Genomic DNA, 25,625 nt, shown 5'->3' with positions numbered 1-25,625 from the left:
TAGAATATCTGGTCCGAAGCTCAGTGTCCGGCTACAGTAAGCTCTTTGTCGAAAGGCTCTGTGCATGACTTTTTTGCGCCCTACCCTGCTGACGCTGGCTTGCCTGCTGGCCTCCCCAGGCTTCGCTGACGACCTACCGTCACTTGGCGACGCCAGTTCTGCCATTGTCTCGCCACAACAGGAATACCAGCTGGGCCGTGCGTGGCTTGCTTACCTGCGGGGCCAGGTCTCGCAGCTCAACGACCCGCAGCTCAAGGATTACGTCGAGACCAGCGTGTACAAACTGGTGGAGACCAGCCAGGTCAACGACCGGCGCCTGGAGTTCATCCTGATCAACAGCCCGCAACTGAACGCCTTCGCCGCGCCTGGCGGGATTGTCGGTGTGAACGGCGGCCTGTTCCTCAACGCCCAGACCGAAGGCGAATATGCCTCGGTACTGGCTCACGAATTGGCGCACTTGTCCCAACGCCACTTCGCCCGTGGCGTTGAAGCGCAACAGCGCATGCAGATCCCAATGATGGCCGCACTGCTCGGCGGCATCATCGCGGCAGCCGCCGGTGCCGGTGATGCCGGTATCGCCGCCATTGCCGGCACCCAGGCCGCCGCGATCCAGGAACAACGACGGTTCTCCCGCCAGAACGAACAGGAAGCGGACCGCATCGGAATCCTCAACCTGGAAAAAGCCGGTTACGACCCGCGCTCCATGCCGACCATGTTCGAGCGCCTGATGCGCCAATACCGCTTCGATGCCAAACCGCCGGAATTCCTGCTGACGCACCCGGTCACCGAATCGCGGATCGCCGACACCCGCAACCGTGCCGAGCAGTCCAAGCCTGGCGGCAAGGAAGACAGCCTGCGCTATCAGCTGATTCGCGCTCGAGTGCAGTTGCAATACGAAGACACCTCGGGCCTCGCCGCCAAGCGCTTCCAGGCGCAGTTGGACGAGAACCCGAAGAATGATGTGGCGCGCTACGGCCTGGCTATCGCACAAATCAAAGGCTCTCAGTTCAAGCAGGCACGGGAAAACCTTGCGGCGCTGCTGGCCAAGGCGCCCAACGACATCACTTACAACCTGGCGCAGATCCAATTGGACATCGACAACAGCCGCCTGCCGGATGCCCAGCAACGGACGGATCGGATGCTGACCCAGTATCCGGGCAACTATCCGTTGAATCAGGTGCGCGTGGATCTGCTGCTCAAGCAGAACCGCACGGCGGATGCGGAAAAGGCGTTGGACAGCTTGCTCAAGTCGCGTCCGGATGATCCGGACGTCTGGTACCAAGTCGCCGAAACACGCGGGTTGTCCGGCAACATCATCGGCCTGCATCAGGCCCGCGCCGAATACTTTGCGTTGGTGGGTGATTTCCAGCAGGCCATTCAGCAATTGGACTTTGCCAAGCGTCGGGCCGGTAACAATTTCCCCCTGTCGTCGCGCATCGACGCACGCCAGCGTGAGTTGATCGAGCAGGAACGCCTGGTTAAAGGCATGATGAGCTAAACCTGCCAGGCACAAAAAAGCCCCGCCCTCGTTAAACGAAGGCGGGGCTTTTTGTTTTTACCGATTTACTCAGCCAGTTTGAAGGTGATGAAGCTGGCACGCCCCTGGCGCAGCACGCGCATCGACACCGAACGGTTCTTCGGCAACGCCTTGGCGATGTCGGTGAATTGCTTGGTGTTGTCGATTGCCTGGTTGTTCAGGTGCGTAATCACGTCACCCGGCTGCAGGCCGATCAGGGAGGCAGGGCCGTCCTGCACTTCCTTGATCACGACGCCGCTCTTGAGGTCGAAGCTCTTCTTTTGCTCATCGGTCAACTCGGCCACGGCGATACCCAGGCGATTGCTGCTGCGCTCGGCACCTGGCTTGGCGTTACCCAGTGCATCCAGCGTTGCGCCTTCTTCAGGGATTGCGCCCACCGTCAGCTCAACGTTCTGGCGCTTGCCTTCGCGGATCACTTCCAGCTTGGCCTTGCTGCCAGCCTTGAGTGCGCCTACCAGATGCGGCAGGTCGGCCGACATGACGATCGGCTGGCCGTTCATGCTCAGGATCACGTCGCCAACTTGCAGGCCACCTTTGGCAGCCGGACCGTCGTCCTGGATCTGCGCGACCAGGGCACCGGCCGGTTTGTCGAGGCCAAAGGACTCAGCCAGGTCTTTGTTTACTTCCTGGATGACCACACCCAACCAGCCACGACTGACCTTGCCACCGCTTTTCAGTTGATTGGAAACATCCATGGCGACGTCGATCGGGATCGCGAACGAGACACCCATGAAACCACCGGAACGCGTGTAGATCTGCGAGTTGATGCCGACCACTTCGCCCGCCAGGTTGAACAGCGGACCACCGGAGTTACCCGGGTTGATCGGCACGTCGGTCTGGATGAACGGTACGTAGTTTTCGTTTGGCAAGCTGCGGCCGATGGCGCTGACGATGCCTTGGGTGACGGTATGGTCAAAACCGAACGGCGAACCGATGGCAACCACCCACTGGCCGGCTTTCAGGTCTTGGGATTTACCCAGTTTCAGCACAGGCAGGTCTTTGCCTTCGATTTTCAGCAAAGCCACATCGGAACGTGGATCGGTGCCGACCAGTTTGGCTTTCAGCTCACTGCGATCAGCCAGGCGCACGAGAATCTCATCGGCGTCGGCAATCACGTGATTGTTGGTGAGGATATAGCCATCCGGCGAGATGATGAAGCCCGAGCCCAGGGACTGAGCTTCACGTTGACCACCACCGCCGCGTGGTGCGCGCTGTTGCGGCATGCCGCGCTCGAAGAACTCGCGCAGCATCGGTGGCAGGCCTTCCAGGTCCGGCATCTGCTGGTTGGAGACTTTGCGATCCGGCAGTTTTTGCGTGGTACTGATATTCACCACGGCAGGCGAGGCTTGCTCAACCAATTGGGTGAAGTCAGGCAGCTCGACTGCTTGCGCAGGTAAGGCCTGACCCAGCACCAACACTGTGGCGACTATGGATAGGTAAGACTTCAAACGTGGTATCGACATACAGCTCCCGTTACGACGAGCAGGGTTGAGCGACAGGGTTCAAGAAACGCCGAAAACTGCGACCGACATCTTTGTTCCGCGAACAAATCAAGGCCAGAGCCGACAAGCCCTGACCTATAAAAAACATGAAGGATTTTTGCAAGTGAAAATGCTGATCCAGACATTTCATGCTCTCGGCAGCCAACCTGGCATGGAAATACAGTGAAAGGTCAGGATGAACATAGGATTAACGACTCACGGCTGGGGGGCTGGCTTTTTTTCACCGCGCACCGACAACGCGATACGTTCTGCGGTGCCGATGGGTATTTCACCCACCACCGTCACCATCATCTCGCCGTCCACCGTATTGAGGCGACGCGATACTGCAACGGTAGGGCCCAGTTGAGTGCGGGTTTCGGTGACGCTCACATCGCTGATCGGCTCAAGGAACACCGAGAAACGCGCCAGCCCGTCTTCATACATCAGGCTGTCGACCGTCGCTTTGGTCTGGGTGTCTTTGCGGGCGCTGCTATGGGTCAGTTGAAAACCGGGGGGCAACCACTCCATGTGCCACGTCTCGATAGACTGCACTTCTGGCGCCTTGCCATTAGCGACGGCGATAGGCGTACATTCACCACTAGGTTGCAGATCACGTTCGTCAGGTACCTGCGAGGTTTCCAAACGCGTAAACTGGAAGCGCTCCAGCAATTGCCCTTGGTCGTTCAACAACAGGGATTTGAGCGGCAGCGCGGTCTCTCGATCCAAGTGCAATTCAAACCCATAACGGTACTGGTCACGCGGCGTGATCGATACGATGACCGCATTTCTACCGGCCACACGGGATTTGCCAATGACGGCCAGTTCGTAGAATTCATTGAGTTTTTGCGGATCCAGCGCACGTGAAGGTGCATCACGTGAGTTGCCCAAGCCTGCGACGAGGGTGCCGCTGACGCATTGTGTACGACCGTCCAACCGCACGACTTCCTGGGCAGAACCGTCGAGTTGCAAGAGCCGCTCACGGACCTGACCATTCTGGACACGATGCCAGATGTCATGGGTAGAAAAACTGCCGTTACGTTCGTAGACGAACGTACCTTGAAAGCTCTGCTGCTGCTCTGCACGCCCAAGTCGAGTCAGCCAATCTTGGGCTTCATCGGCGTGGGCGGGGAGTGCAAACCAACTACTGAGCAAAAGCGTAAGGAGCGGTATGGCTCGCATAGAGCTCCTTACGGATTAGCGGTTTTCCAGACTTGCTGCGCGAGCGTATGGCAGAGCGCTTTCAGTGCCTTTCAGGGCTGATTCCTGTGCGTGTTGACGCAGGTAACCTGGAAGACGCTGGTCTTGCCAGCCGGATTGCCCTTGCAACACACCGTTAGCCATAGGGCCGGTGGTGTCGGAGCTTTCCTTGTAGCCGGCCAGTACCGCTGGGCCTTTGACTTGCGGGCCGGCCATGACCGGCTGCTGAGTCTGTTGGGCGAGCTCGGCACCCGCGATTTCGTCCTGGTTGTACAGGCGAACACCGGCCAACACGGCAACAGTCACCGAGGCTGCAACTGCCAGGCGACCCAGGCTACGCCATGGACCACGAGTAGCTTTAGCCGGAACGGCTTCATCAGCCAGCGCAGCAGAAACAGCCGCAGCAATATCCAGACGAGGGATTAGAAGATCCTTGTGCATCACCGCCCGAGCGACTTGGTAACGAGACCAGGTGTCACGGGTTTCGGCATCATCAAATGCATTGAGCACTCGACGAAGTTCCAGTTCATCCGCTTCGTTATCCATCACTGCGGACAGCGATTCCTGCAGGGCATCACGACTCATGGCGGTTCCTCTCTTGGCTGTCGCCGCTGTCTTTAGTTCTCTTGCAACAACGGTTGCAAGGCTTTATCGATGGCTTCCCGGGCCCGGAAAATCCGTGACCTTACAGTCCCCACCGGACACTGCATGACGCTCGCAATGTCTTCGTAACTCAGACCATCGAATTCACGTAAAGTTAACGCCGTACGTAAATCTTCTGGCAGTTGCTGAATTGTGCGATGAACGGTGCCTTCGATCTCGTCGCGCAGCAATGCACGCTCCGGCGACTCGAGATCCTTGAGGCCGTGATCACCATCGTAAAATTCCGCATCTTCTGAACTTACATCGCTATCTGGTGGGCGGCGTCCGCGAGACACCAGATAGTTCTTCGCCGTGTTGATGGCGATGCGGTAGAGCCACGTGTAAAACGCACTGTCACCGCGAAAATTACCAAGTGCACGGTAAGCCTTGATAAAGGCCTCCTGTGCAACGTCCTGCGCTTCATGGGTGTCGTGCACAAACCGCACGATCAACCCGAGAATTTTGTGCTGGTATTTCAGCACTAGCAGATCAAAAGCTCGCTTGTCGCCGCGTTGAACGCGCTCGACCAGCTGCTGATCCTCTTCCTGGGTTAGCATGAACACTCCTCGTTGTACTTGAAGGAGGCTTGCATAACTAAACGATCAGGCTTGCAAACATAGACTCGGTCTTTTCGCAAAAGTTCTCCCCCTTCAAGCAAGTTTCCGGCACGCACTGATTTGGCACACACGAAAAACGCAGTACGGGCAGCGCCGACTGCGCGAATAATCTTGTCGTCGGTTTTCTGACGCGTCCAATGCTCCCGACGGGCCAATAAACTCAACGTTTTCCCAGCTTTCGGGCAACCTGCTATTGAGTCGAGGCTTATGCAAAAAGTTCCCGCTTCAATAACCAGCCGATTTTACCCCAAGCTGTGCACCGTAATCTCACATTGCCACGAATGCCCGGCTATTGTGCCGCTCCACCCCTCTATATACTAGTAGCCCGTGTGCCCCTTTGATTCGCCGATCCAGGCGTCCTGTTTGCGCCCCCTCTTCGGATCGCTTTTTGCGGAATCCTTCCAATGAGCCAACAGTTTCAACACGATGTCCTGGTGATCGGCAGCGGCGCGGCCGGTTTGAGCCTTGCGCTGACCCTCCCCGGCCACCTGCGCATTGCGGTCCTGAGCAAAGGCGACCTGGCCAACGGCTCGACATTCTGGGCCCAGGGCGGTGTCGCCGCCGTGCTGGACGACACCGACACAGTGCAATCTCACGTCGAAGACACACTCAACGCCGGTGGCGGCCTGTGCAATGAAGAGGCGGTGCGATTCACCGTCGAGCACAGCCGCGAGGCGATCCAATGGCTGATCGATCAGGGCGTGCCGTTCACCCGTGACGAACACGCAGGCAGCGACGACGGCGGCTTCGAATTCCACCTGACCCGCGAAGGCGGCCACAGCCACCGCCGCATCATCCATGCCGCCGACGCCACCGGCGCCGCCATCTTCAGAACCCTGCTCGATCAGGCGCGCCAACGCCCCAACATCGAGCTGCTGGAGCAACGCGTCGCCGTCGACTTGATTACCGAGAAACGCCTGGGCCTGGAAGGCGACCGCTGCCTTGGCGCTTACGTGCTCAATCGCGGCAGCGGCGAAGTCGACACCTACGGCGCGCGCTTCACCATCCTGGCGTCAGGCGGCGCAGCCAAGGTCTACCTCTATACCAGCAACCCCGACGGCGCCTGTGGCGACGGCATCGCCATGGCCTGGCGCTCCGGTTGCCGCGTGGCCAACCTGGAATTCAACCAGTTCCACCCCACCTGCCTGTATCACCCGCAGGCCAAGAGTTTCCTGATCACCGAAGCCCTGCGCGGTGAAGGCGCGCACTTGAAATTGCCCAACGGCGAACGCTTCATGCAGCGCTTCGACCCACGCGCCGAGCTGGCCCCACGGGATATCGTCGCCCGCGCCATTGACCATGAAATGAAACGCTTGGGCGTCGACTGCGTCTACCTGGACATCAGCCACAAACCCGAAGATTTCATCAAGACCCACTTCCCCACCGTCTACGAGCGCTGCCTGGCATTCAACATCGATATCACCAAAGGGCCGATCCCGGTGGTACCAGCCGCTCACTACACCTGCGGCGGCGTGATGGTCGACCAGCACGGCCGTACCGACGTGCCCGGCCTGTACGCCATTGGTGAAACCAGCTTCACCGGCCTGCACGGTGCCAACCGCATGGCCAGCAACTCGCTGCTCGAATGCTTCGTCTATGCGCGCTCGGCGGCGGCGGACATTCTCGAACAGCTGCCACGCATTGCGGTGCCTGCCGCCCTGCCCCGCTGGGACGCCAGCCAGGTCACCGACTCGGACGAAGACGTGATCATCGCGCACAACTGGGACGAGTTGCGCCGATTCATGTGGGACTACGTAGGGATCGTGCGCACCAACAAGCGCCTGCAACGCGCGCAACACCGGGTGCGGCTGCTGCTGGATGAGATCGACGAGTTCTACAGTAACTACAAGGTCAGCCGCGACCTGATCGAATTGCGCAACCTGGCCCAGGTCGCCGAACTGATGATCCGCTCGGCGATGGAGCGCAAGGAGAGCCGCGGCCTGCATTACACCCTCGACTACCCCCAGATGTTGCCCGAGGCCCGCGACACTATCCTGGTGCCAACCACCTACGGCGGCTGAACTTCAGGCGAACCCGCAGGCGCCGGTGTACATCGGCCGCCTGCGCATCCCTGGGCACACACATCGAACGCGCCCACCACCCACCCTGTACCCTGTAGCGCAGCACTACGACCAGCGGCAACGCCAGGCTGTCGGGAAGGAGCTGCACGCTGTGCCAGCCCCGCTCTTCACTGAACAGGCACCAGCCATCGTCATCGCGACGCAGGCCACGAATCGACGAACGGTGAGTCAGCAGGATATGGCGCGGCAGCACCCAGGCGGCATGAGCCAGGCATAACAGCATGGCGAGGCTTGAATACGTCAGATCGAGCGACGAAAGCGCACCCAACGCAAACAGCTGGGCGAGTAGATATGCCGCCAGCAACAGCCGTGAGGCCTGCCAGCGGCATTCGAAGCGATTACTTGGGCTGGACACGGTCCAGGATCATCCGGACCATGCGCTGCAGCTCCGGATCTTCAGATTCGGCGCGCTCCATGAACCAGCCGAACATGTCCTGATCCTCGCAAGTCAGCAGCCTGACGTAGAGGTCGCGGTCCACCTGGTTGAGCGTCGCGTACACTTCCTTGGTGAAAGGCACCAACAACACATCCAACTCCAGCATGCCACGACGGCTGTGCCAGTAGAGGCGATTGATTTCAACTTCTTCGACCATGGAGCGCTCCTCAAATAGGCGGCAAGTATACAGCCCCGACGGCACCGGAACAGTCGGCTTTGGTCGCCCCCTACGGAAACTATCCATTTGCCGGGCGCCCCTCTATGATGCACCCATGACTTTTTGACCTGCGATGACCCATGGCTGACTCTGCTTTCTTCTGCCCCCTGTCCCACGAAGGCGTTCTCGCCGTCCGCGGCGCTGACGCTGCCAAATTCCTTCAGGGCCAACTGACCTGCAACCTCAATTACCTGAGCGACACCCAGGCGAGCCTCGGTGCGCGGTGCACGCAAAAAGGGCGCATGCAGTCGAGCTTCCGCATCCTGCTGCAAGGTGACGGCGTGTTGCTGGCCATGGCCACCGAGCTGCTGGAACCGCAACTGGCAGACCTGAAGAAATACGCCGTATTCTCCAAATCCAAACTCACCGACGAAAGTGCCGACTGGGTGCGTTTTGGCCTGGCGAATGCCGACCAGGCCTTGTCCGGCCTTGGTCTGGAACTGCCGGCCGAGACCGACAGCGTTGCCCGCACCGATGCCTTGATCGCTGTTCGTGTGTCCCCCGGCCGCGCCGAACTGTGGGCGCCCGCCGAGCACGCCGATACGCTGCGCAGCCAGCTGACAGAACAACTGCAACAAGCGGACTTGAATGAATGGCTGCTGGGGCAAATCCGCGCCGGCATCGGCCAGGTCATGCCGCAAACACGCGAACTGTTCATCCCACAGATGCTCAACCTGCAAGCCGTGGGCGGCGTCAGCTTCAAGAAAGGCTGCTACACCGGCCAGGAAATCGTCGCGCGCATGCAGTACCTGGGCAAACTCAAACGTCGCCTGTACCGCTTGAGCCTCAATGCGACTGAAATGCCCGCGCCAGGCACACCGCTGTTTTCACCCAGCCATAACAGCGCGATCGGCGAAGTGGTCATCGCCGCAAAAGCTGACCAGAGCGTTGAACTTCTGGCCGTATTGCAAGCCGAAGCTGCCGATAGTGGCGATGTGCATTTAGGCAATCTGGAAGGTCCCGGCTTGCAACTGCTTGACCTGCCTTACACGCTCGACCGTGATCGAGAGATCCAGCGTTAGTCGCCGCACCCTTTTGCAACACCCTAGAGATCATGAATGAACAAGCTGGCGGAAAAAGTCCAACAGGCTTTAGTGACGGCCATCGATAACGATGACCTGGTTCTGCCGACATTGCCGGAAGTGGCCCTGAACATTCGTCAGGCCGCCGAAGACCCGGAAATCAGCATCAGCCACTTGAGCAAAGTGATCGGTCGCGATACCGCGCTGTCGGCGCGCCTGATCAAAGTGGTCAACAGCCCGTTGTTGCGCGCGACCCAGGAAGTCACCGACCTGCACACCGCCATCACCCGACTGGGCACCAACTACAGCAGTAACCTGGCGATCGGCCTGGTGATGGAGCAGATCTTCCACGCCCGCTCCGACGTGGTCGAACAAAAGATGCGTGATGTGTGGCGCCGCAGCCTCGAAGTCGCGGGCGTGAGCTACGCCTTGTGCCGCAGCCATAGCCAGCTCAAGCCGGACCAGGCCGCCCTCGGCGGCCTGGTGCACCAGATCGGCGTGCTGCCGATCCTGACGTATGCCGAAGACCACTACGAGCTGCTCGCGGACCCGGTCAGCCTCAACCACGTCATCGAGAGCATCCACCCGTTACTGGGTGACAAACTGCTGGGTGGCTGGGACTTCCCGGAAATGCTGGCGAAACTGCCCGGCCAATACCTCGACCTGGAGCGCGATTCGCCCAGCCTCGACTACATCGACCTGGTGCAGGTCGCCGTGCTGTATTGCCATCGCGGCACCGATCACCCGCTGGCCAACATAGCGGTTTCCACGCTGCCGGCGATCAAAAAGCTGCGGTTCGACCCCTACAGCGACGCCTTGCGGGCCGAGTTGGATGAAGCCCGCTCGATGTTCTACTGATCAACCCGCGATAAAACTCACCCGCACCTTCAACCCGGCCTGCTCCCCATCGTGCAGGCTGATCTGCGCCAGGTGCGCCCGGCAGATTTCGCCGACAATCGCCAACCCCAGCCCCGAGCCCATGCCCTGCTGACTGCGTCGGTAAAAACGCTCGAACACCCGGTCCCGCTCGTCCAGCGGAATGCCTGGACCATCATCTTCCACTTCCAGCACCGCCGGCGCCGTCACCCGCAGGATCACATTGCCACCCGGTGGTGTGTGGGCCAGGGCGTTGTCCACCAGGTTGCTCAACAGCTCATTCAACAGGGTGGGCTCACCGCGCAGCCACACCGGCTCATCGGCCTCCAGCGCCAATGCCACGCCACGTGCGTGAGCCAACGGTGCCATGGCCATGCCCAGTTCACGGGCCAATTGGCTGAGGTCGAGTAACTGTGCGCCACCCTCGGCAATCGCGCGGGCACCATTTTCGATGCGGGCCAGGGACAACAATTGATTGGCCAGATGAGTCAGGCGGTCAGTGCCCTGGGCGGCGGTTTCCAGGGTGCTGCGCCACGTGGCGGGCTCTTCGGCACGCAACCCCAGTTCGAGCCGGGCCTTGAGCGCGGCCAGTGGTGTACGCAACTCATGGGCAGCGTCGGCAATAAACTGCGCCTGGCGCTCGAACTGGCCGCGCAAGCGCTCGGTGAAGTGGTTGAGGGACCGCACCAGCGGGCCAAACTCGTGCTGCACTTCCACCAAGGGCAACGGCCGCAGATCGTCGGGTTGGCGCTCTTCCACTGCCGTGCGCAATCGCTCCAGCGGGCGCAATGCCGCGCTCACCGCAAACCACACCAACAACAAGGCGCCAATCGCAAGCATGCCCAGGCGCAGCAACGTGTCTGCTGCCAGGCTGCGGGCCATGCTGACGCGTGCTTCGTCGGTTTCAGCCACGCGTATCTCCGCCATGCCGTTCATGTTCGGCTCGGAAACGGCCTTGAGCAGGCTGACCACCCGCACTTCCTGGCCTTGGTAGATGGCGTTGTAGAACCGTGCCAAGGCCGGGTAATCATCGGTTCGTGGGGTACCCGGCGGCGGGCCTGGAAGGTTTTCGTAGCCAGAGATCAACTGCTGGTTGATGTCATTGACCTGATAGTAAATACGCCCGGCGCTGTCGTACGCGAACGTGTCGAGCGCGACGTACGGCACATTGGCGCTGAGCGTACCGTCCACCTGGGTCAACCCGGCGGCAATGGTGCGCGCCGAGGCCAGCAGCGTACGGTCGTAGGCCGTATCGGCGGCCTCGCGACCATTCCAATAGGCACTCAGGCCACTGGCGATCATCAACAACACCAGCAACAGCGCCAGGTTCCACAACAGGCGCCAGCGCAGGCTGCTGGGCTTATGCATCGCGGGCTTCCAACAGGTAGCCAAGGCCGCGGAAGGTCACGATGGCGATGGGCTGGCCGTCGAGCTTCTTACGCAGGCGATGCACATAGATTTCGATGGCGTCGGGGCTGGCCTCTTCGTCCAGGCCGAACACCTGGGAAGCCAACTGCTCCTTGCTCATCACCCGGCCCGGACGGGCGATCAGCGCCTCAAGCACCGCTTGCTCACGGGAAGTGAGCGTCATCAACTCGCCGCCCACGGAAAAACGCCGGGTATCGAGGTCATACACCAGCACACCACAGGCCTGCTGACGCTCGCCGCCCAACACGCTGCGCCGTAACAATGCCTTGACCCGCGCCTCCAACTCCGTCAGCTCGAAAGGTTTGGCAAGGTAGTCGTCCGCCCCCAGGTTCAGGCCGTGCACGCGGTCTTTCACGTCACTGCGCGCCGTCAGCATCAGCACCGGCAGATTTTTCCCACGGGCCCGCAGGCGCGCGAGCACCTCGAAACCGTCCATGCGCGGCAGCCCCACATCGAGGATCGCCGCGGCGTATTCCTCACTGCTCAGGGCCAGGTCCGCGGCCACGCCATCGTGCAGCACGTCAACGGTCAACCCCGTGCTCTTGAGCGCTTGCGCGACACTTTCAGCGAGTTGCAGATGGTCTTCAACCAGCAAGACACGCATGGATCTCTACCTCAGTCAGGGGTGGTTGGCACCACGCTTTGCCGGGCAGTTTACAGGCGCCGACTGCCCTGTGAAGCCCGAAAACATTGAAAGGCAGCTGAAAGGTTAGTGAAAGGTTCGCCCTTTAGCATCCAGTCACGGTGGTCTATGCCCACCGAGTTGCCTGAACCGCAGCGCCCGAAAAACGCCTCGAAGCGTTTTCGCCAAAATAAGAACAATAACGGAGTACACAACGATGCTGTCGACACAGCCCCAGGCCCCCTCGCCTGTTCGTTCTTCTCGCCTGACCCAGACCGCCCTTGCCAGTGCTGCTACCCTTGCCGGCTTTTCGCCGCTTAGCCAGGCTGCCTTCTTCGAAGACAGTAGCGCGACCCTGGAAACCCGCAACATGTACTTCAACCGCGACTTCCGCGACGGCACTAGCGCGCAGCAATCCAAGCGCGATGAATGGGCCCAGGGCTTCATGCTCAACCTGCAATCGGGCTACACCGACGGCACCGTCGGTTTCGGCGTGGATGCGCTGGGCATGCTCGGCGTCAAGCTCGACTCAAGCCCCGACCGCACCGGCACCGGTCTGCTGCCCACGCATGACGACGGTCGCGCCGCCGATGAGTACTCCAAGCTGGGCCTGACCGGCAAAGTGAAGATCTCGGCCACCGAGCTGAAAATCGGCTCGCTGATCCCCGAACTGCCGATCCTCAAGCCCAACGACGGTCGCATCCTGCCGCAGACCTTCAATGGCGGCCTGATCACGTCCAAGGAATTCAAGAACCTGGTGTTCACCGGTGGTCGCCTGGACAAAGCCAAGGACCGCGACGACAGCAACTACGAAGACATTGCCCTCAACAACAAGAACAGCCGCTTCCTCAGCGGGGCCACCGGCAAGCACTTCAATTTCGGCGGGGCCGACTATAAGTTCGCCGACAAAATCACCGGCAGCTACCACTTCGCCCAACTCGACGACGTGTACCGCCAGCACTTCCTCGGCCTGGTGGCCGCGCGCCCGATGGGCCCCGGTACGTTCGGCACCGACCTGCGCCTGGCGATCAGCGATGACACCGGCAGTGCGCGTGGCGGCAAGATCGACAACACCTCCCTCAACGGCCTGTTCAGCTATGCCCTCAATGGTCATAAGCTCAGCGCCGGTTACCAGCACATGTCCGGTGACAGTGCGTTCCCGTATGTGGATGGCAGCGACCCATACCTGGTCAACTTCGTGCAGATCAACGACTTTGCCGGCGCCGAAGAGCGCTCCTGGCAAGCGCGCTACGACTACGACTTCGCCAAGCTGGGGATCCCCGGCCTGAGTTTCATGAGCCGTTACCTCTCAGGTGACAACATCAAGCTCAAGAACGGCGAGACGGGCAAAGAGTGGGAACGCAACAGCGAGATCAAGTACGTGGTACAGACCGGCACGTTCAAAGACGTGGCCGTGCGCCTGCGCAACGCCACCTACCGTTCCAACTACTCAGCCCGTGATGCGGATGAAATGCGCTTGCTGGTGAGCTATAGCGTTGCGCTTTGGTAGTAACAACTCATAACAACAAAGACGGAGATAACCATGACCCCTTCACTGCGTAAATTGGCCCTCGCCGCCGGCTGCATGCTGTTCGCCGGCCAACTGCTGGCCGCCGACGAACCCAAGCGCCCGGAATGCATCGCCCCAGCCTCGCCTGGCGGTGGTTTTGACCTGACCTGCAAACTGGCGCAAAGCGCGCTGGTCAACGAGAAACTGCTGAGCAAGCCGATGCGCGTGACCTACATGCCTGGCGGCGTAGGCGCGGTGGCCTACAACGCCGTAGTAGCCCAGCGTCCGGCAGACGCCGGCACCTTGGTGGCCTGGTCCAGCGGTTCGCTGTTGAACCTGGCCCAGGGCAAGTTCGGTCGTTTCGATGAAAGCGCCGTGCGTTGGTTGGCCGCCGTCGGCACCAGCTACGGGGCTATCGCGGTGAAAGCCGATTCGCCCTACAAGAGCCTCGACGATCTCGTCAAAGCACTGAAGAAAGATCCGGGCAGCGTGGTGATCGGTTCCGGCGGCACCGTCGGCAGCCAGGACTGGATGCAAACCGCGCTGATCGCCAAGGCCGCCGGGATCAACCCGCGCGAACTGCGTTACGTGGCACTCGAAGGCGGCGGTGAAATTGCCACCGCCCTGCTCGGTGGCCATATCCAGGTGGGCAGTACCGACATCTCCGACTCCATGCCGCACATCTTGAGCGGCGACATGCGCCTGCTGGCGGTGTTCTCCGAGCAACGCTTGGACGAGCCGGAAATGAAGAATATTCCGACCGCCAAGGAGCAAGGCTACGACATCGTCTGGCCAGTGGTACGTGGCTTCTACCTAGGGCCAAAAGTCAGCGATGCGGACTACGCCTGGTGGAAAGACGCCTTCGACAAACTGCTGGCCTCCGAGGAGTTCGCCAAGCTGCGTGACCAGCGCGAGCTGTTCCCGTTCGCCATGACCGGCCCGGAGCTGGACACCTACGTGAAGAAACAGGTGGCTGACTACAAAGTGCTGGCCAAAGAGTTCGGCCTGATCCAGTAATCGCCCCTCTGTGGGAGCGGGCTTGCTCGCGAAAAACGTCAACGATGACACGTGTGGCCTGATACACGCGACGTCCTTGCGTCCTTCGTGAACAAGCGCGCGCCTACAAGAGTCTCCAAGGAGTTTCCTATGCTCTTACAACGCATTTTCGCCGCCGTGCTGTTGCTCGTCTGCGCCGGCCTGGCGCTGATGGCCTGGCCGTATCAAGCGTCGTTTTCCTACGAGCCGGTAGGGCCACGTGCCTACCCGCTGCTGATGCTCGGGCTGATGAGCCTGGCACTGATCTACATGCTGTTTCGTCCACAGCCGACCCAGCACACCGAAGAAGAGCCCGCGCTGGACCGCGACACCCTGATCAAGATCGGCGTGTGCGTCGCGCTGTTGATCGTGTTCGCCGCCACCTTCGAACCCCTGGGTTTCATCCTCAGCAGCATGCTGATCGGCATCCCGATGGCGCGCCTGTATGGCGGCCGCTGGGTGCCCAGCGTGGTGATCGTCAGCCTGATGGCGATTGGTCTTTATCTGCTATTCGATAAAGCCATGGATGTGCCGTTGCCCCTCGGCCTGCTCGACGTTCTGGAGAACTGATATGGATACTTTCGGCTACTTGGGCCAGGGCTTCGGCGTTGCACTGTCCCCTTACAACCTGGTCACCGCACTGTGCGGCACCCTGATCGGTACTGTCGTCGGCCTGTTGCCGGGCCTGGGCCCGATCAACGGCGTGGCGCTGCTGATCCCCATCGCCTTCGCCCTGGGCCTGCCGCCGGAATCGGCGTTGATCCTGCTGGCAGCCGTGTACCTGGGCTGCGAATACGGCGGCCGTATCAGCTCTATTCTGCTGAACATCCCAGGCGAAGCCTCCACCGTAATGACCACCCTCGACGGCTACCCGATGGCCCGTAAAGGCCTGGCCGGCGTGGCACTGTCGTTGTCGGCGTGGAGTTCGTTCATCGGTGCGTTTATCGCCACCTGCGGCATGGTGCTGTTTGCGCCGCTGCTGGCTAAATGGGCGATTGCCTTCGGCCCGGCGGAATATTTCGTACTGATGGTGTTCGCGATTGTCTGCCTGGGAGGCATGGCCGGTGACAAACCGTTGAAGACCTTTGTGGCGGCGCTGATCGGCTTGTTCCTCTCTGCGGTGGGCATCGACGCCAATAGCGGCGTGTACCGCTTTACCGGCGATAACATCCACCTGACTGACGGCATACAGTTTGTGGTGCTGGTGCTGGGTTTGTTCTCCATCAGCGAAATCCTGTTGCTGCTGGAAAAAACCCACCGTGGCCAGGAAGCGGTAAAAGCCACCGGGCGCATGATGTTTAACCTGAAGGAAGCCGGCGCCGTCTTCGTCGTCAACATCCGCTGCGGTCTGCTTGGATTCATCATGGGCGTGTTGCCGGGTGCCGGTGCTACCTTGGCCTCGGCCGTTGCCTACATGACCGAGAAACGCCTGGCCGGTGCCAGCGGTAAATTCGGCCAGGGCGACATGCGCGGCCTGGCGGCTCCGGAAACGGCTATCGGCGCCTCTGCCTGCGGCGCCCTGGTGCCGATGCTGACCCTCGGCGTACCCGGTTCGGGCACTACGGCGGTGATGATCGGCGCACTGTCGCTGTACAACATCACCCCGGGCCCGCTGCTGTTCCAACAGCAGCCGGACATCGTCTGGGGCTTGATCGCCTCATTGTTCATCGCCAACATCATGCTGGTGATCCTCAACATCCCGATGATCCGCATCTTCACCCGTATCCTCGCCGTGCCGAACTGGGCGCTGGTGCCGGTGATCGCCATCATCACCGCGATTGGTGTGTACGCGGTGCACGCCACCACCTTCGACCTGTTCCTGATGGTCGGTATCGGCATCTTCGGTTACATCCTGCGCAAGCTGGACTTCCCGCTGTCGCCGGTGCTGCTGGGCTTTATCCTCGGCGGCTTGATGGAGCAGAACCTGCGCCGTGCGCTGTCGATCTCCAACGGTGACCTGCAGATCCTCTGGTCGAGCCCGATCACCTTTGGTGTGTGGGTGCTGACCGCGCTGATGCTGGCCTTCCCGCTGATCCGCATCTACCGCAAACGTGCCCTGCAGCGTCGTGCCGTGGCCGATGTCTGAGGTCACCTTTAAACAATGGTGGGGAACACCGCTGGTCGGCCTGGCCGGCGGTTACCTGGCCAGCCTGGTGGGCTGGCCTTTGCCGTACATGGTCGGCTCGTTGCTGGCGATCATTCTGGTGCGCTGCCTAACCCCCTGGCAGTTGGCGGAGATCCCCGGCGGGCGCAAATGCGGCCAATGGGTAGTGGGCATTGGCATCGGCCTGCACTTCACGCCGGTGGTGATCGAGCAGGTGATGAGCCACTTCGGGCTGATCTTTTTCGGCGCGCTGGTCACCAGCCTGTCGAGCGTGGTCGGCGTATGGTTAATGCGCCGCAGCGGTGAAGACCGCGCTACCGCGTTCTTCTCCAGCATGCCGGGCGGTTCCGGCGAGATGGTCAACCTCGGCGCCCGCAATGGCGCCGTGCTCAGCCGTGTCGCGGCAGGGCAGAGTCTGCGCGTGCTGGTGGTGGTGCTGTGTGTGCCGGCGATCTTCAAGTACCTGCTGGAAGGCGGTACACCGCAGTTTCATCCGGCGCCCGTGAGCTGGCCTTGGCTGTTAGCGCTGTTTCCGATGGGCGCACTGGTCGCCTGGGGCTGGCAGCGTTTGCGTCAGCCGAACCCTTGGTTGTTCGGGCCGTTGTTGGTGAGTGCGACGGCCAGCGTCGTCTGGGACCTGCATATCGGCCTGCCCGACGGCGGCAGCCAGATCGGCCAGTGGTTGATCGGCAGCGGTTTGGGGTGTCACTTCAATCGGCAGTTCTTCCGACGTGCGCCTTCTTTCATGGGCCGTACCTTGATTGGCACGGCCTTGACCATGGCGCTGGCGACATTGGCGGCGGTAGGGTTGAGCGCCCTGACCCATCTGGACCTGCGCTCGCTGACCCTGGGCATGATGCCCGGCGGTATCGCCGAAATGAGCCTCACGGCCGAGACCCTGCAACTGTCGGTGCCATTGGTGACGGCGATGCAGGTGATGCGTTTACTGTTTGTGTTGTTTCTGGCGGAGCCGCTGTTCAGGCACTGGAACCGCCAACCCGAGAAGATCTAAAGGCTGTCACCGTTCAACAGGTGGGTGGGAGCAAGCCCCCTCCCTCCCAGACTTGATCAGCGACAGCCGTTAGAGCGGCGGCAAGCGCCACTCAATCGGCGTCTCGCCATTCTGCTCGAGAAACTTGTTGGTGCGGCTGAAATGCCCGCAACCCAGAAACCCGCGATACGCCGACAACGGCGACGGGTGCACCGACGTCAGTACCAGATGTTTGGTCGCATCGATCAGCTTCTGCTTGCCCTGGGCATGTGCGCCCCACAGCAAAAACACCAGATGCGGCTGATGCTCGCTGACCACTTCGATAATCCGATCGGTAAAAAACTGCCAGCCCTTGCCCGCATGGGCATTGGCATTGGCGCGCTCGACGGTCATGGTGGTATTGAGCATCAGCACGCCCTGGTCGGCCCAGCTTTGCAGGTAGCCGTGATTGGGGATGTCGATGTTCAGGTCGCGCTTGAGCTCTTTATAGATATTGACCAGTGACGGCGGCGCCGGCACGCCCGGTTGCACTGAGAAGCATAGGCCGTGGGCCTGGCCAGGGCCGTGGTACGGGTCCTGGCCGAGGATCACCACTTTCACTTTGTCCAGCGGCGTGGAATTGAGCGCGTTGAAAATCAACGGGCCGGGCGGGTAGATCTCTTTGCCGGCGGCATGTTCCTGGCGCAGGAACTCGCGCAACTGCGCCATGTACGGCTGCTCGAACTGATCCCGCAGGGCGTGTTTCCAGCTGGGTTCGAGTTTGATACGGTCGTCTTCGGTCATGGTTGAATAGTCTTGTCAAAAAGAATGAGGCGAACCCTAGGAAAGCCGACCCCGCTTGTCAATTGATCTGACACACCACCGACACTTTCCTACGAAGCGATCATACTCATCCTTCAACGTATCGATTGAGGTCACGATGAACCTGCACTTCGAAGAACTGACCGGCAGTGACGGTGCCCGTATCGGCATCGCCAGCCTCGACGCTGAAAAATCCCTCAATGCCCTTTCCTTGCCGATGATCCTCGCCCTGGGCGAACGCCTGGATACCTGGGCCAAGGACCCGAACATCGTCTGTGTACTGCTGCGCGGCAACGGCCCCAAAGCGTTTTGCGCCGGTGGCGAAGTGCGCAGCCTGGCGCAGGCGTGCCGGGAACAGCCAGGGGTTGTGCCGGACCTGGCCGCGCAGTTTTTTGCCGCGGAATATCGCCTTGATTACCGCCTGCACACCTACCCCAAACCGCTGATCTGCTGGGGCCACGGCTACGTGCTGGGTGGCGGCATGGGCCTGCTGCAAAGTGCGGCGGTGCGCATCGTCACCCCCAGCAGCCGGCTGGCCATGCCGGAGATCAGCATCGGCCTGTACCCGGACGTGGGCGCCAGTTGGTTCCTGTCACGCCTGCCAGGCAAGCTCGGCCTCTTCCTGGGCCTCACGGGTGCCCATATCAACGGCCGCGACGCTTTGGACCTGGGCCTGGCCGACCGCTTCCTGCGCGACGACCAGCAAGACGAACTGCTCGATGGCCTGCTGCAGCTGAACTGGCAGGAACAGACCTCGATGCAACTCAACAGCCTGCTCAAGGCGTTGGCCCAGGAAGCCGTCGAGCAACAACCGGAGGCTCAATGGCTGCCACGCCGGGCACAGATCGACGAATGGCTGGACGTGGGTGATGTGCGGTGTGCCTGGCGCGCCTTGAGTCAATTGCGCGAACACGCCGACCCACTGTTCAGCCGGGCCGGCAAGACGCTCAGCGAAGGCTGCCCGTTGACCGCGCACCTGGTGTGGGAACAGATCCAACGCGGCCGGCATCTGTCCCTGGCGCAGGTGTTCCAGATGGAATACACCCTGAGCCTCAATTGTTGCCGTCACCCCGAATTCAGCGAAGGCGTGCGTGCGCGGCTGATCGACAAGGACCAGGCGCCGCATTGGCATTGGCCGGATATCAACGCGATTCCGGAGGCGGTGGTGCAGGCGCATTTCACTAAGGCGTGGGAAGGCCGCCATCCGCTGGCAGACCTGTCCGATTATTGATTAATTGTGGCCAATAAAAAGCGGCGCTTCCTGCGCCGCTTGCACTACAGACCCGTCAGCGATGACCGCCGCGACCGCCTCCATAGTCACCGCGGCCGTGCCCGCCATTACCCCAACGATCGCCGCCCCAGCCTTGGTTCGGATAAGGCCGGTAACCGGCACGCGGTCCGTAGTAACGCGGGGCCGGCTGGTAGTAACGCGGGGCCGAGTAATAACGCGGTTGGGGCGCGTAATAGCGCGGCGCAGGGTAGTAATCACGGCGGTACGGGTACGCCGTGCCACCCCCGTAGTAATACACCGGCGCCGGTGAGGTGTAGACCTCGGATCGATAGTAGCTCTGGCCTCCATCGTAATAAGGCACACAAGCAGAAAGGGTCAGACCGAGTAAAGCGCTGAGCAGCAGTCGTCGATACATGGCGGCCTCCTGGACCGCGGAAGAGCACCTCCAGCGACGCGGGAGGGCGGCATTCAGCTTTCACTGAATGACGAAATATCTGACATCAAAAACGGAATCTGGTGCGTTCTTGCAACAGCTTGATACATCTGCGCGAGCTTTATCGATTCAGTTAATTTGTCTGGATCGAAACTTTGTCGATTGCGATGATGTCACTATGACACTGCACCAGGCCAGGGAGGCTCTACCGTGCGTCCTCCGTTACTACCGTCGGATTCAAGCCATGAAAATCTCAACCAAGCTGCTGCTTTCATTTCTACTGTGTGCGCTGGTCACCCTCGGGGTTGGCTTGCTGGGCATCAAAGGGGTGGTGCGCCTCGCCACGGCATTGGAGCTGACGTTCTCCAACAACCTGGTTTCTGTAAGCAACACAAACGCCACTCTCAATGGCCTGGTGGCCCATAACCGAGGCCTGTACCGCTTGATGGACGCCAGTAAAGGCGACGTTTCCGCCCAGGACCGCGACCGCGTACGCCAGGATATCGCCCAGGAACTCAAGCGCAGCCAAGCTGCGTACGCCACCTACCGCGCAACGCCGCTGGAAGATGATGAACGCGCAGCGGGAGACAAACTCGACCAGATCCTGCCCACCTACATCAGCAGCTCCGAGCGCATCATGTCGCTGCTCGACGGCAACCAGGTCGATGAGGCCCGCACCCAGCTCAATACCACCAACAATGAAGTCTTCCGTCAGGCGCGCGAGCTGATCCGCGTGATGATCGAATCCAATAACCGCCAGATCAAAGAGGGGGCGGTCGCCGCCGACGAGCTGCGCAACAGCGCGTTGACGTGGATGATCAGCGGCATTGTGCTGGCCTTCATCATCGCCCTGACTATCGGCGTGTTGATCACCCGCCTGATCACGCGCCCCATCGCTCAGGCCGTGCAGAGTGCACAACGCATTGCCAAGGGCGACCTGACCCAAGCCATCACCACCGAGCGTACCGACGAAGCCGGGCAACTGTTGGTGGCGCTGTCGGATATGCAGGGCGGCTTGAAAAGCACCCTGATGGAAATCGCCAACGCGTCCGACCAGCTTGCATCGGCCGCCGAAGAACTGAGTGCGGTCACCGATGAAAGCAGCCGTGGCCTGACCCGCCAGAATGATGAGATCCAGCAAGCGGCCACCGCCGTCAACCAGATGACCGCAGCCGTGGACGAAGTGGCCAGCAACGCCGTCTCGACCTCTGAAGCCTCGCGCCAGGCCACCACCGAAGCCGAAGATGGCCGTCAGCAAGTGGAACAGGCCGTGTCCGGCATGAGTTCGATGGTGGTCGAGATTAACGACTCCACGCAGTCGGTCGCAGACCTCGCCGGCCAGGTGCGGGAAATCGGCAAGGTGATCGATGTGATCCGCGGCATCGCCGACCAGACCAACCTGCTGGCCCTCAACGCCGCCATTGAAGCGGCGCGGGCGGGTGAGCAAGGTCGTGGCTTTGCGGTGGTCGCCGATGAAGTGCGAGCGCTGGCCCATCGCACCCAGACGTCCACGGTCGATATTGAAAAGATGATTGGTGAAGTGCAGACCGGCGCCGACGGTGCAGTTGCGGCAATGAATAAGAGCCTGACCTGGGCCAACAACACCCAGACCCTGGCGCAGAACGCCGGCGAAGCGCTGCAACGGATCACCGCCAGTGTGGCGAAGATCAATGAACGCAACCTGGTGATCGCCTCCGCCTCGGAAGAACAGGCCCAGGTGGCCCGCGAAGTCGACCGTAACCTGCTGAACATTCAGGACCTGTCCACCCAGACGGCGGCCGGTGCCCATCAGACCAGCGCTTCCAGCCAGGACCTGTCGCGCCTGGCCACCTCGTTTAACGTACTGGTCAGCAAGTTCCAGCTCTAAGTAGCCCGGGCAGGGTCGGCCCTGTATCGTACAAGGCACAGCGCGATTCTCCGCAACCTTGCCCGATCCAGCCCGAACCTGCCCATGACCACGCCAACCCTTTGCCCCGCCTGCGGGGCCCGCAACGACTGCAGCCTGGCTGACCCACGTACGGTCGACCAGGCCTGCTGGTGTTACAGCGTCACCATCGACCCCGCCGTGCTCCAAGCCCTGCCCGATGAGTTGCGCAACAAAGCCTGCCTGTGCCCGCGTTGCGCCCAGGTCGATGCGCAGTTGCGTGGCGCTGAGCCGACGTAATGCGGGTTGATCGTTTCCTCAGCAACCTGCCGCGGTTCAATCGCAAGCAAGTGCGCCTGTTGCTGGTTGAGCGGCGCGTGTCGATCGACGGCGTGGCCGTCAGCGATCCTCATCATGAGGTGCGGACATTCAGCCGCGTATGCGTGGACGATGAAGTGCTGCAAGCGGGCAAACCGGCGCGCTACTTCATGCTGCACAAGCCCCAGGGTTGCGTGAGCGCTACGGCGGATCCGCAGCACCCGACCGTCCTGGATTTACTCGACGAGCCGGACAAAGATGAACTGCACATCGCCGGTCGCCTGGATTTCAACACCACTGGCCTGATGCTGATCACCAACGACGGCCAATGGTCGCGGCGCCTGACGCAGCCGCAGACCAAACTGCCCAAGGTCTACCACGTGGAGACCGAACAGGACATCGGCCCTGAGTATGCGACGACCTTTGCCGGCGGCCTGTACTTCGCCTTCGAGGACCTCACGACTCAACCCGCCGAGCTGGAATTGCTTGGGCCAACAACGGCGCGGCTGAGCATCATCGAAGGTCGTTACCATCAAGTGAAGCGCATGTTCGGCCACTTTGATAACAAGGTGATCGGCCTGCATCGCGAGCGCATGGGCCCCTTGGTGCTGGATGCGACCCTCGCGCCGGGCCACTATCGTGCGCTGACTGACGACGAAATCCGCCAGGTCTGACGACCGTTCAGCCGGTGATGGGCAAAAAACGGCTCCATCGCCTTGCGAGGCACCCGCTCTGCTGCTTGAATCAGAATCACCAGTTTAAATATGACTGGCGAGTCGCCTATAACCTCCAAGAAACACCTTGCCCCGCCCGCGCTTGATCTACGGGCCTTCTCGGCAAACAGCCCGCCATAACAACACCCGTCGGCCAGCCGTCATCGGATCGACATGGGCCCTCACTTTCCAGGCGTATGCCTACCTGTCACATAGCTCGTGCAGAGTGATCTGCGCGCCCTACCCGCTTGCCAGGAGTCTTACGACATGAGGCCAGAAATCGCTGTGTTGGATATACAGGGTCAATACCGGGTTTACACGGAGTTCTATCGCGCGGACGCTGCTGCAAAGACCATCATCCTGGTCAACGGCTCAATGGCCACCACGGCATCCTTCGCCCAAACCGTGAAAAGCCTGTACCCGCAGTTCAATGTGGTTTTGTACGATCAGCCCTACGCGGGTCGTTCCAAAATCCATAACCGCCATGAGCAAATGCTGACGAAGGAAGTCGAAGGCCAGCTCCTGCTGGAACTGATCGACCACTTTGCCGCCGAACACGTGCTGTCATTTTCCTGGGGCGGCGCCGCCACCCTGGTCGCCCTCGCGCACCGCCCTCGTCGCGTGGAAAAAGCCGTGATCAGCTCGTTCTCCCCGGTGATCAACGCACCGATGCGCGACTACCTGGAACGAGGCGTCGACTACCTCGGCAACCTCGACCGCGACCGCGTCGGCCACCTGGTCAACAGCACCATCGGCAAACACCTGCCGTCACTGTTCAAGCGGTTCAACTACAAACACGTGAGCAGCCTGGCCGAGCATGAGTACGGGCAGATGCACTTTCACATCAGCCATGTGCTGAACAGCGATCGCCTGTGCTACCTCAAGGCGGCCAAGCAGATCGATATTCCGGTGTTGTTCCTGAACGGCGAATGGGACGAGTACACCAGCGCCCAGGATGCCAAGTTGTTTGGGCAGCATGTTTCTAACAGCAGCTTCAGTACCATCCAGGCCACCGGGCATTTTCTGGACATGGAGCACAAAGCAGCATGCCGCGACAGTCGGGATGCGGTGGTGGGCTTCTTGAAACCGGAGCGGCAGGTCAGCCGATTGCGTTATCAACATGGCCAGACGCAGCATGCATTTGCAATCTGAGGTGCAAGCTTGTGTCGGAGCTGGCTTGTCTGCGACAGCCTTACTGAAGTGTGACTGACACACCGAGGTGTCGATATTGCAGGCAAGCCATCTCCCTCACACATTTTTGAAGAAAAACTTCAAATCCCGGTGAACATCTGGTACAAAGTCAGCCGCTCTGAGCGGGTATAGTTTAATGGTAGAACAGTAGCTTCCCAAGCTTCCGACGAGGGTTCGATTCCCTCTACCCGCTCCACTCAAATTCATGTTCCACGTCTGGTTGTTTTTGACGGTGGATGCATAAAGAACCGGTCCTTTGAGACCGGTTTTTTTATGGCCACGATTTGACGTATCAGCGACTTGCGTCGAGCATACCTGTACAAATCAATATTTTTGTACAACTATCACTCCGAGCACTGACACACCATCACGGAGCCGAGCAATGACACGTCTATTGGTTTCATTGTTGCTGGCCTTGAGCTTGGGCAGTTGCGCCAACGTAGGCGTCGAGCACTACGCTGGCCAACAGCCGCAACTGGACCTGGAGCGATTCTTCAGCAAGCCCGTCAAGGCTTGGGGGATTTTCCAGAAACGCTCGGGCGAAGTGGCCAAGCGCTTTGAAGTGAATATCGCCAGCCGACGCGAGGGGAACGCCCTGATTCTCGACGAGCGCTTCCTGTACAGCGACGGCACGCGTCAACAGCGGGTGTGGACACTGACACCGGACGGCCCGGGGCGCTGGCGCGGTCGAGCGGGTGATGTGGTCGGCGAGGCGATCGGCGAAGTGGCGGGTAACGCACTGCGTTGGCGCTACCGACTCAACCTGCCGGTGGACGGCTCAGTCTACGAGGTGAGCTTTGATGACTGGATGTACCTGATGGACGAAGACACCCTGATCAACCGCTCCAGCATGACCAAGTTCGGCGTCGAATGGGGCCAGGTCACGTTGTTCTTTCGTCGTCAGTGAATGACCCACCACGGGAGAGAATCATGAATCTGCACAAGCTGACTGAATTGGCAGTAAAAGGCGAAATTCGCGAGCTGCAGCTGCTGTCGCTGGAGGGTGGTTTCTACCTCGCGCGCGTTACGTTGGATCATGCCGAAATGACGTTGCTGGGTGATGATGCCAAGCCGCTGCGCATCCGCTCCACCACGCATTTGCGCGATTTGTTGCAACGGGTTCCGCCGTTTCCCTGTGTGCTGGTGCAGCACTGCGTGCACGATGAAATGTGCGGTGTTCGGGAAGGGCCTATTGGTGCGTTGCGGATTCCGTTTACGCTGGATTCGTCCGTTTAAGGCTGTGCATGTGTGTAGGACAGAACTGAGTTGCCGGTACGA

Annotated in this window: 27 protein-coding genes and 1 tRNA gene; 18 read left to right on the top strand and 10 right to left on the bottom strand. The window is 60.6% G+C overall.

What is annotated here, in order from left to right; genetic code table 11:
* The first annotated feature begins 64 nt into the window (after positions 1-64).
* Positions 65-1,498 carry a M48 family metalloprotease gene (locus AO064_RS25960; protein ID WP_012722770.1) on the top strand — a complete coding sequence of 478 codons (1,434 nt, stop codon included), beginning with the start codon at positions 65-67 and terminating at the stop codon, positions 1,496-1,498.
* A gap of 65 nt (positions 1,499-1,563) precedes the next feature.
* Here AO064_RS25960 and AO064_RS25955 read toward each other — a convergent pair whose 3' ends face one another.
* Positions 1,564-3,000: a DegQ family serine endoprotease gene (locus tag AO064_RS25955; protein WP_046034528.1), complete on the bottom strand. Its 1,437-nt coding sequence runs from the start codon at positions 2,998-3,000 to the stop codon at positions 1,564-1,566.
* Between the two features lie 25 nt (positions 3,001-3,025).
* Between AO064_RS25955 and AO064_RS31005 the strand changes: the two genes are divergently transcribed.
* Entirely contained in the window at positions 3,026-3,205 is a 180-nt protein-coding gene (locus AO064_RS31005) for a hypothetical protein (protein ID WP_102061808.1), read from the top strand.
* A gap of 29 nt (positions 3,206-3,234) precedes the next feature.
* On the opposite strand, the gene AO064_RS25950 is transcribed toward AO064_RS31005, so the two are convergent.
* From AO064_RS25950 to rpoE, 3 genes are read right to left on the bottom strand one after another with little or no spacing between them, the layout of a single operon-like run.
* Positions 3,235-4,197 (bottom strand): MucB/RseB C-terminal domain-containing protein, encoded by a 963-nt coding sequence (locus tag AO064_RS25950; protein ID WP_064055055.1) that lies wholly within the window; start codon positions 4,195-4,197, stop codon positions 3,235-3,237.
* A gap of 15 nt (positions 4,198-4,212) precedes the next feature.
* Positions 4,213-4,800 carry a sigma-E factor negative regulatory protein gene (locus tag AO064_RS25945; protein WP_012722767.1) on the bottom strand — a complete coding sequence of 196 codons (588 nt, stop codon included), beginning with the start codon at positions 4,798-4,800 and terminating at the stop codon, positions 4,213-4,215.
* A 32-nt stretch (positions 4,801-4,832) separates the two neighbouring features.
* Complete coding sequence (gene rpoE, locus AO064_RS25940; RefSeq protein ID WP_003172477.1) at positions 4,833-5,414, bottom strand: RNA polymerase sigma factor RpoE/AlgU; 582 nt, start codon at positions 5,412-5,414, stop codon at positions 4,833-4,835.
* Positions 5,415-5,878: 464 nt separating this feature from the next.
* Between rpoE and nadB the strand changes: the two genes are divergently transcribed.
* Complete coding sequence (gene nadB / locus AO064_RS25935) at positions 5,879-7,495, top strand: L-aspartate oxidase (RefSeq protein WP_046034526.1); 1,617 nt, start codon at positions 5,879-5,881, stop codon at positions 7,493-7,495.
* On the opposite strand, the gene AO064_RS25930 is transcribed toward nadB, so the two are convergent.
* Positions 7,464-7,910 carry a hypothetical protein gene (locus AO064_RS25930; RefSeq protein ID WP_064055054.1) on the bottom strand — a complete coding sequence of 149 codons (447 nt, stop codon included), beginning with the start codon at positions 7,908-7,910 and terminating at the stop codon, positions 7,464-7,466. The genes nadB and AO064_RS25930 overlap by 32 nt on opposite strands.
* Entirely contained in the window at positions 7,894-8,148 is a 255-nt protein-coding gene (locus AO064_RS25925; protein WP_012722757.1) for an FAD assembly factor SdhE, read from the bottom strand. The genes AO064_RS25930 and AO064_RS25925 overlap by 17 nt, the downstream gene beginning before the upstream one ends.
* A 140-nt stretch (positions 8,149-8,288) precedes the next feature.
* Between AO064_RS25925 and ygfZ the strand changes: the two genes are divergently transcribed.
* Complete coding sequence (gene ygfZ, locus AO064_RS25920; protein WP_064055053.1) at positions 8,289-9,230, top strand: CAF17-like 4Fe-4S cluster assembly/insertion protein YgfZ; 942 nt, start codon at positions 8,289-8,291, stop codon at positions 9,228-9,230.
* Positions 9,231-9,266: 36 nt separating this feature from the next.
* Entirely contained in the window at positions 9,267-10,088 is an 822-nt protein-coding gene (locus AO064_RS25915; protein ID WP_012722755.1) for an HDOD domain-containing protein, read from the top strand.
* Here AO064_RS25915 and AO064_RS25910 read toward each other — a convergent pair whose 3' ends face one another.
* Positions 10,089-11,474: a sensor histidine kinase gene (locus AO064_RS25910; protein WP_064055052.1), complete on the bottom strand. Its 1,386-nt coding sequence runs from the start codon at positions 11,472-11,474 to the stop codon at positions 10,089-10,091.
* Complete coding sequence (locus AO064_RS25905) at positions 11,467-12,138, bottom strand: response regulator (protein ID WP_064055051.1); 672 nt, start codon at positions 12,136-12,138, stop codon at positions 11,467-11,469. Before AO064_RS25905 ends, AO064_RS25910 begins: the two co-directional genes overlap by 8 nt.
* A 235-nt stretch (positions 12,139-12,373) precedes the next feature.
* On the opposite strand from AO064_RS25905, the gene AO064_RS25900 reads away from it, so the two are divergent.
* From AO064_RS25900 to AO064_RS25880, 5 genes are all read left to right on the top strand, one after another.
* Entirely contained in the window at positions 12,374-13,666 is a 1,293-nt protein-coding gene (locus tag AO064_RS25900) for an OprD family porin (RefSeq protein WP_064055050.1), read from the top strand.
* 33 nt (positions 13,667-13,699) lie between these two features.
* Positions 13,700-14,683: a Bug family tripartite tricarboxylate transporter substrate binding protein gene (locus tag AO064_RS25895; protein ID WP_064055049.1), complete on the top strand. Its 984-nt coding sequence runs from the start codon at positions 13,700-13,702 to the stop codon at positions 14,681-14,683.
* 129 nt (positions 14,684-14,812) lie between these two features.
* Positions 14,813-15,271: a tripartite tricarboxylate transporter TctB family protein gene (locus AO064_RS25890; protein WP_064055048.1), complete on the top strand. Its 459-nt coding sequence runs from the start codon at positions 14,813-14,815 to the stop codon at positions 15,269-15,271.
* 1 nt (position 15,272) lies between these two features.
* On the top strand, positions 15,273-16,787 hold the full coding sequence (locus AO064_RS25885; RefSeq protein WP_012722750.1) for a tripartite tricarboxylate transporter permease: 1,515 nt from the start codon (positions 15,273-15,275) through the stop codon (positions 16,785-16,787).
* Complete coding sequence (locus AO064_RS25880; protein ID WP_064055047.1) at positions 16,780-17,817, top strand: AbrB family transcriptional regulator; 1,038 nt, start codon at positions 16,780-16,782, stop codon at positions 17,815-17,817. Before AO064_RS25885 ends, AO064_RS25880 begins: the two co-directional genes overlap by 8 nt.
* Before the next feature lie 69 nt (positions 17,818-17,886).
* Here AO064_RS25880 and ung read toward each other — a convergent pair whose 3' ends face one another.
* Positions 17,887-18,579, bottom strand: a complete 693-nt coding sequence (gene ung / locus AO064_RS25875) for a uracil-DNA glycosylase (protein WP_064055046.1) — start codon at positions 18,577-18,579, stop codon at positions 17,887-17,889.
* A 136-nt stretch (positions 18,580-18,715) separates the two neighbouring features.
* Between ung and AO064_RS25870 the strand changes: the two genes are divergently transcribed.
* Complete coding sequence (locus AO064_RS25870; RefSeq protein WP_064055045.1) at positions 18,716-19,828, top strand: enoyl-CoA hydratase/isomerase family protein; 1,113 nt, start codon at positions 18,716-18,718, stop codon at positions 19,826-19,828.
* A gap of 55 nt (positions 19,829-19,883) precedes the next feature.
* Here the strand turns inward: AO064_RS25870 and AO064_RS25865 are convergent, their stop codons facing one another.
* On the bottom strand, positions 19,884-20,243 hold the full coding sequence (locus tag AO064_RS25865; RefSeq protein WP_064055044.1) for a hypothetical protein: 360 nt from the start codon (positions 20,241-20,243) through the stop codon (positions 19,884-19,886).
* Between the two features lie 262 nt (positions 20,244-20,505).
* Between AO064_RS25865 and AO064_RS25860 the strand changes: the two genes are divergently transcribed.
* From AO064_RS25860 to AO064_RS25830, 7 genes are all read left to right on the top strand, one after another.
* Positions 20,506-22,128, top strand: coding sequence for a methyl-accepting chemotaxis protein (locus tag AO064_RS25860; RefSeq protein WP_064055043.1), 1,623 nt, complete (start codon positions 20,506-20,508; stop codon positions 22,126-22,128).
* A gap of 84 nt (positions 22,129-22,212) precedes the next feature.
* Positions 22,213-22,425 (top strand): cysteine-rich CWC family protein, encoded by a 213-nt coding sequence (locus tag AO064_RS25855; RefSeq protein WP_012722740.1) that lies wholly within the window; start codon positions 22,213-22,215, stop codon positions 22,423-22,425.
* Positions 22,425-23,117: a pseudouridine synthase gene (locus tag AO064_RS25850; protein ID WP_064055042.1), complete on the top strand. Its 693-nt coding sequence runs from the start codon at positions 22,425-22,427 to the stop codon at positions 23,115-23,117. The genes AO064_RS25855 and AO064_RS25850 overlap by 1 nt, the downstream gene beginning before the upstream one ends.
* 306 nt (positions 23,118-23,423) lie before the next feature.
* The gene (locus AO064_RS25845) at positions 23,424-24,308 is read left to right on the top strand and encodes an alpha/beta fold hydrolase (RefSeq protein ID WP_012722737.1); all 885 of its coding nucleotides are present in this window, start codon (positions 23,424-23,426) and stop codon (positions 24,306-24,308) included.
* 161 nt (positions 24,309-24,469) lie between these two features.
* Positions 24,470-24,543, top strand: a tRNA-Gly gene (locus tag AO064_RS25840).
* A gap of 186 nt (positions 24,544-24,729) precedes the next feature.
* The gene (locus tag AO064_RS25835; RefSeq protein WP_046034517.1) at positions 24,730-25,254 is read left to right on the top strand and encodes a DUF3833 domain-containing protein; all 525 of its coding nucleotides are present in this window, start codon (positions 24,730-24,732) and stop codon (positions 25,252-25,254) included.
* 23 nt (positions 25,255-25,277) lie between these two features.
* A complete protein-coding gene (locus AO064_RS25830; protein WP_064055041.1) occupies positions 25,278-25,583 on the top strand; it encodes a DUF6482 family protein in 306 nt (101 codons plus the stop codon).
* Positions 25,584-25,625 lie beyond the last annotated feature (42 nt).

Source organism: Pseudomonas marginalis (genome assembly GCF_001645105.1).
GTDB lineage: Bacteria > Pseudomonadota > Gammaproteobacteria > Pseudomonadales > Pseudomonadaceae > Aquipseudomonas > Aquipseudomonas petroselini.
The sequence above is the reverse complement of the archived record's forward strand: the minus strand, read 5'-3'. Positions and strand labels throughout refer to the sequence as shown.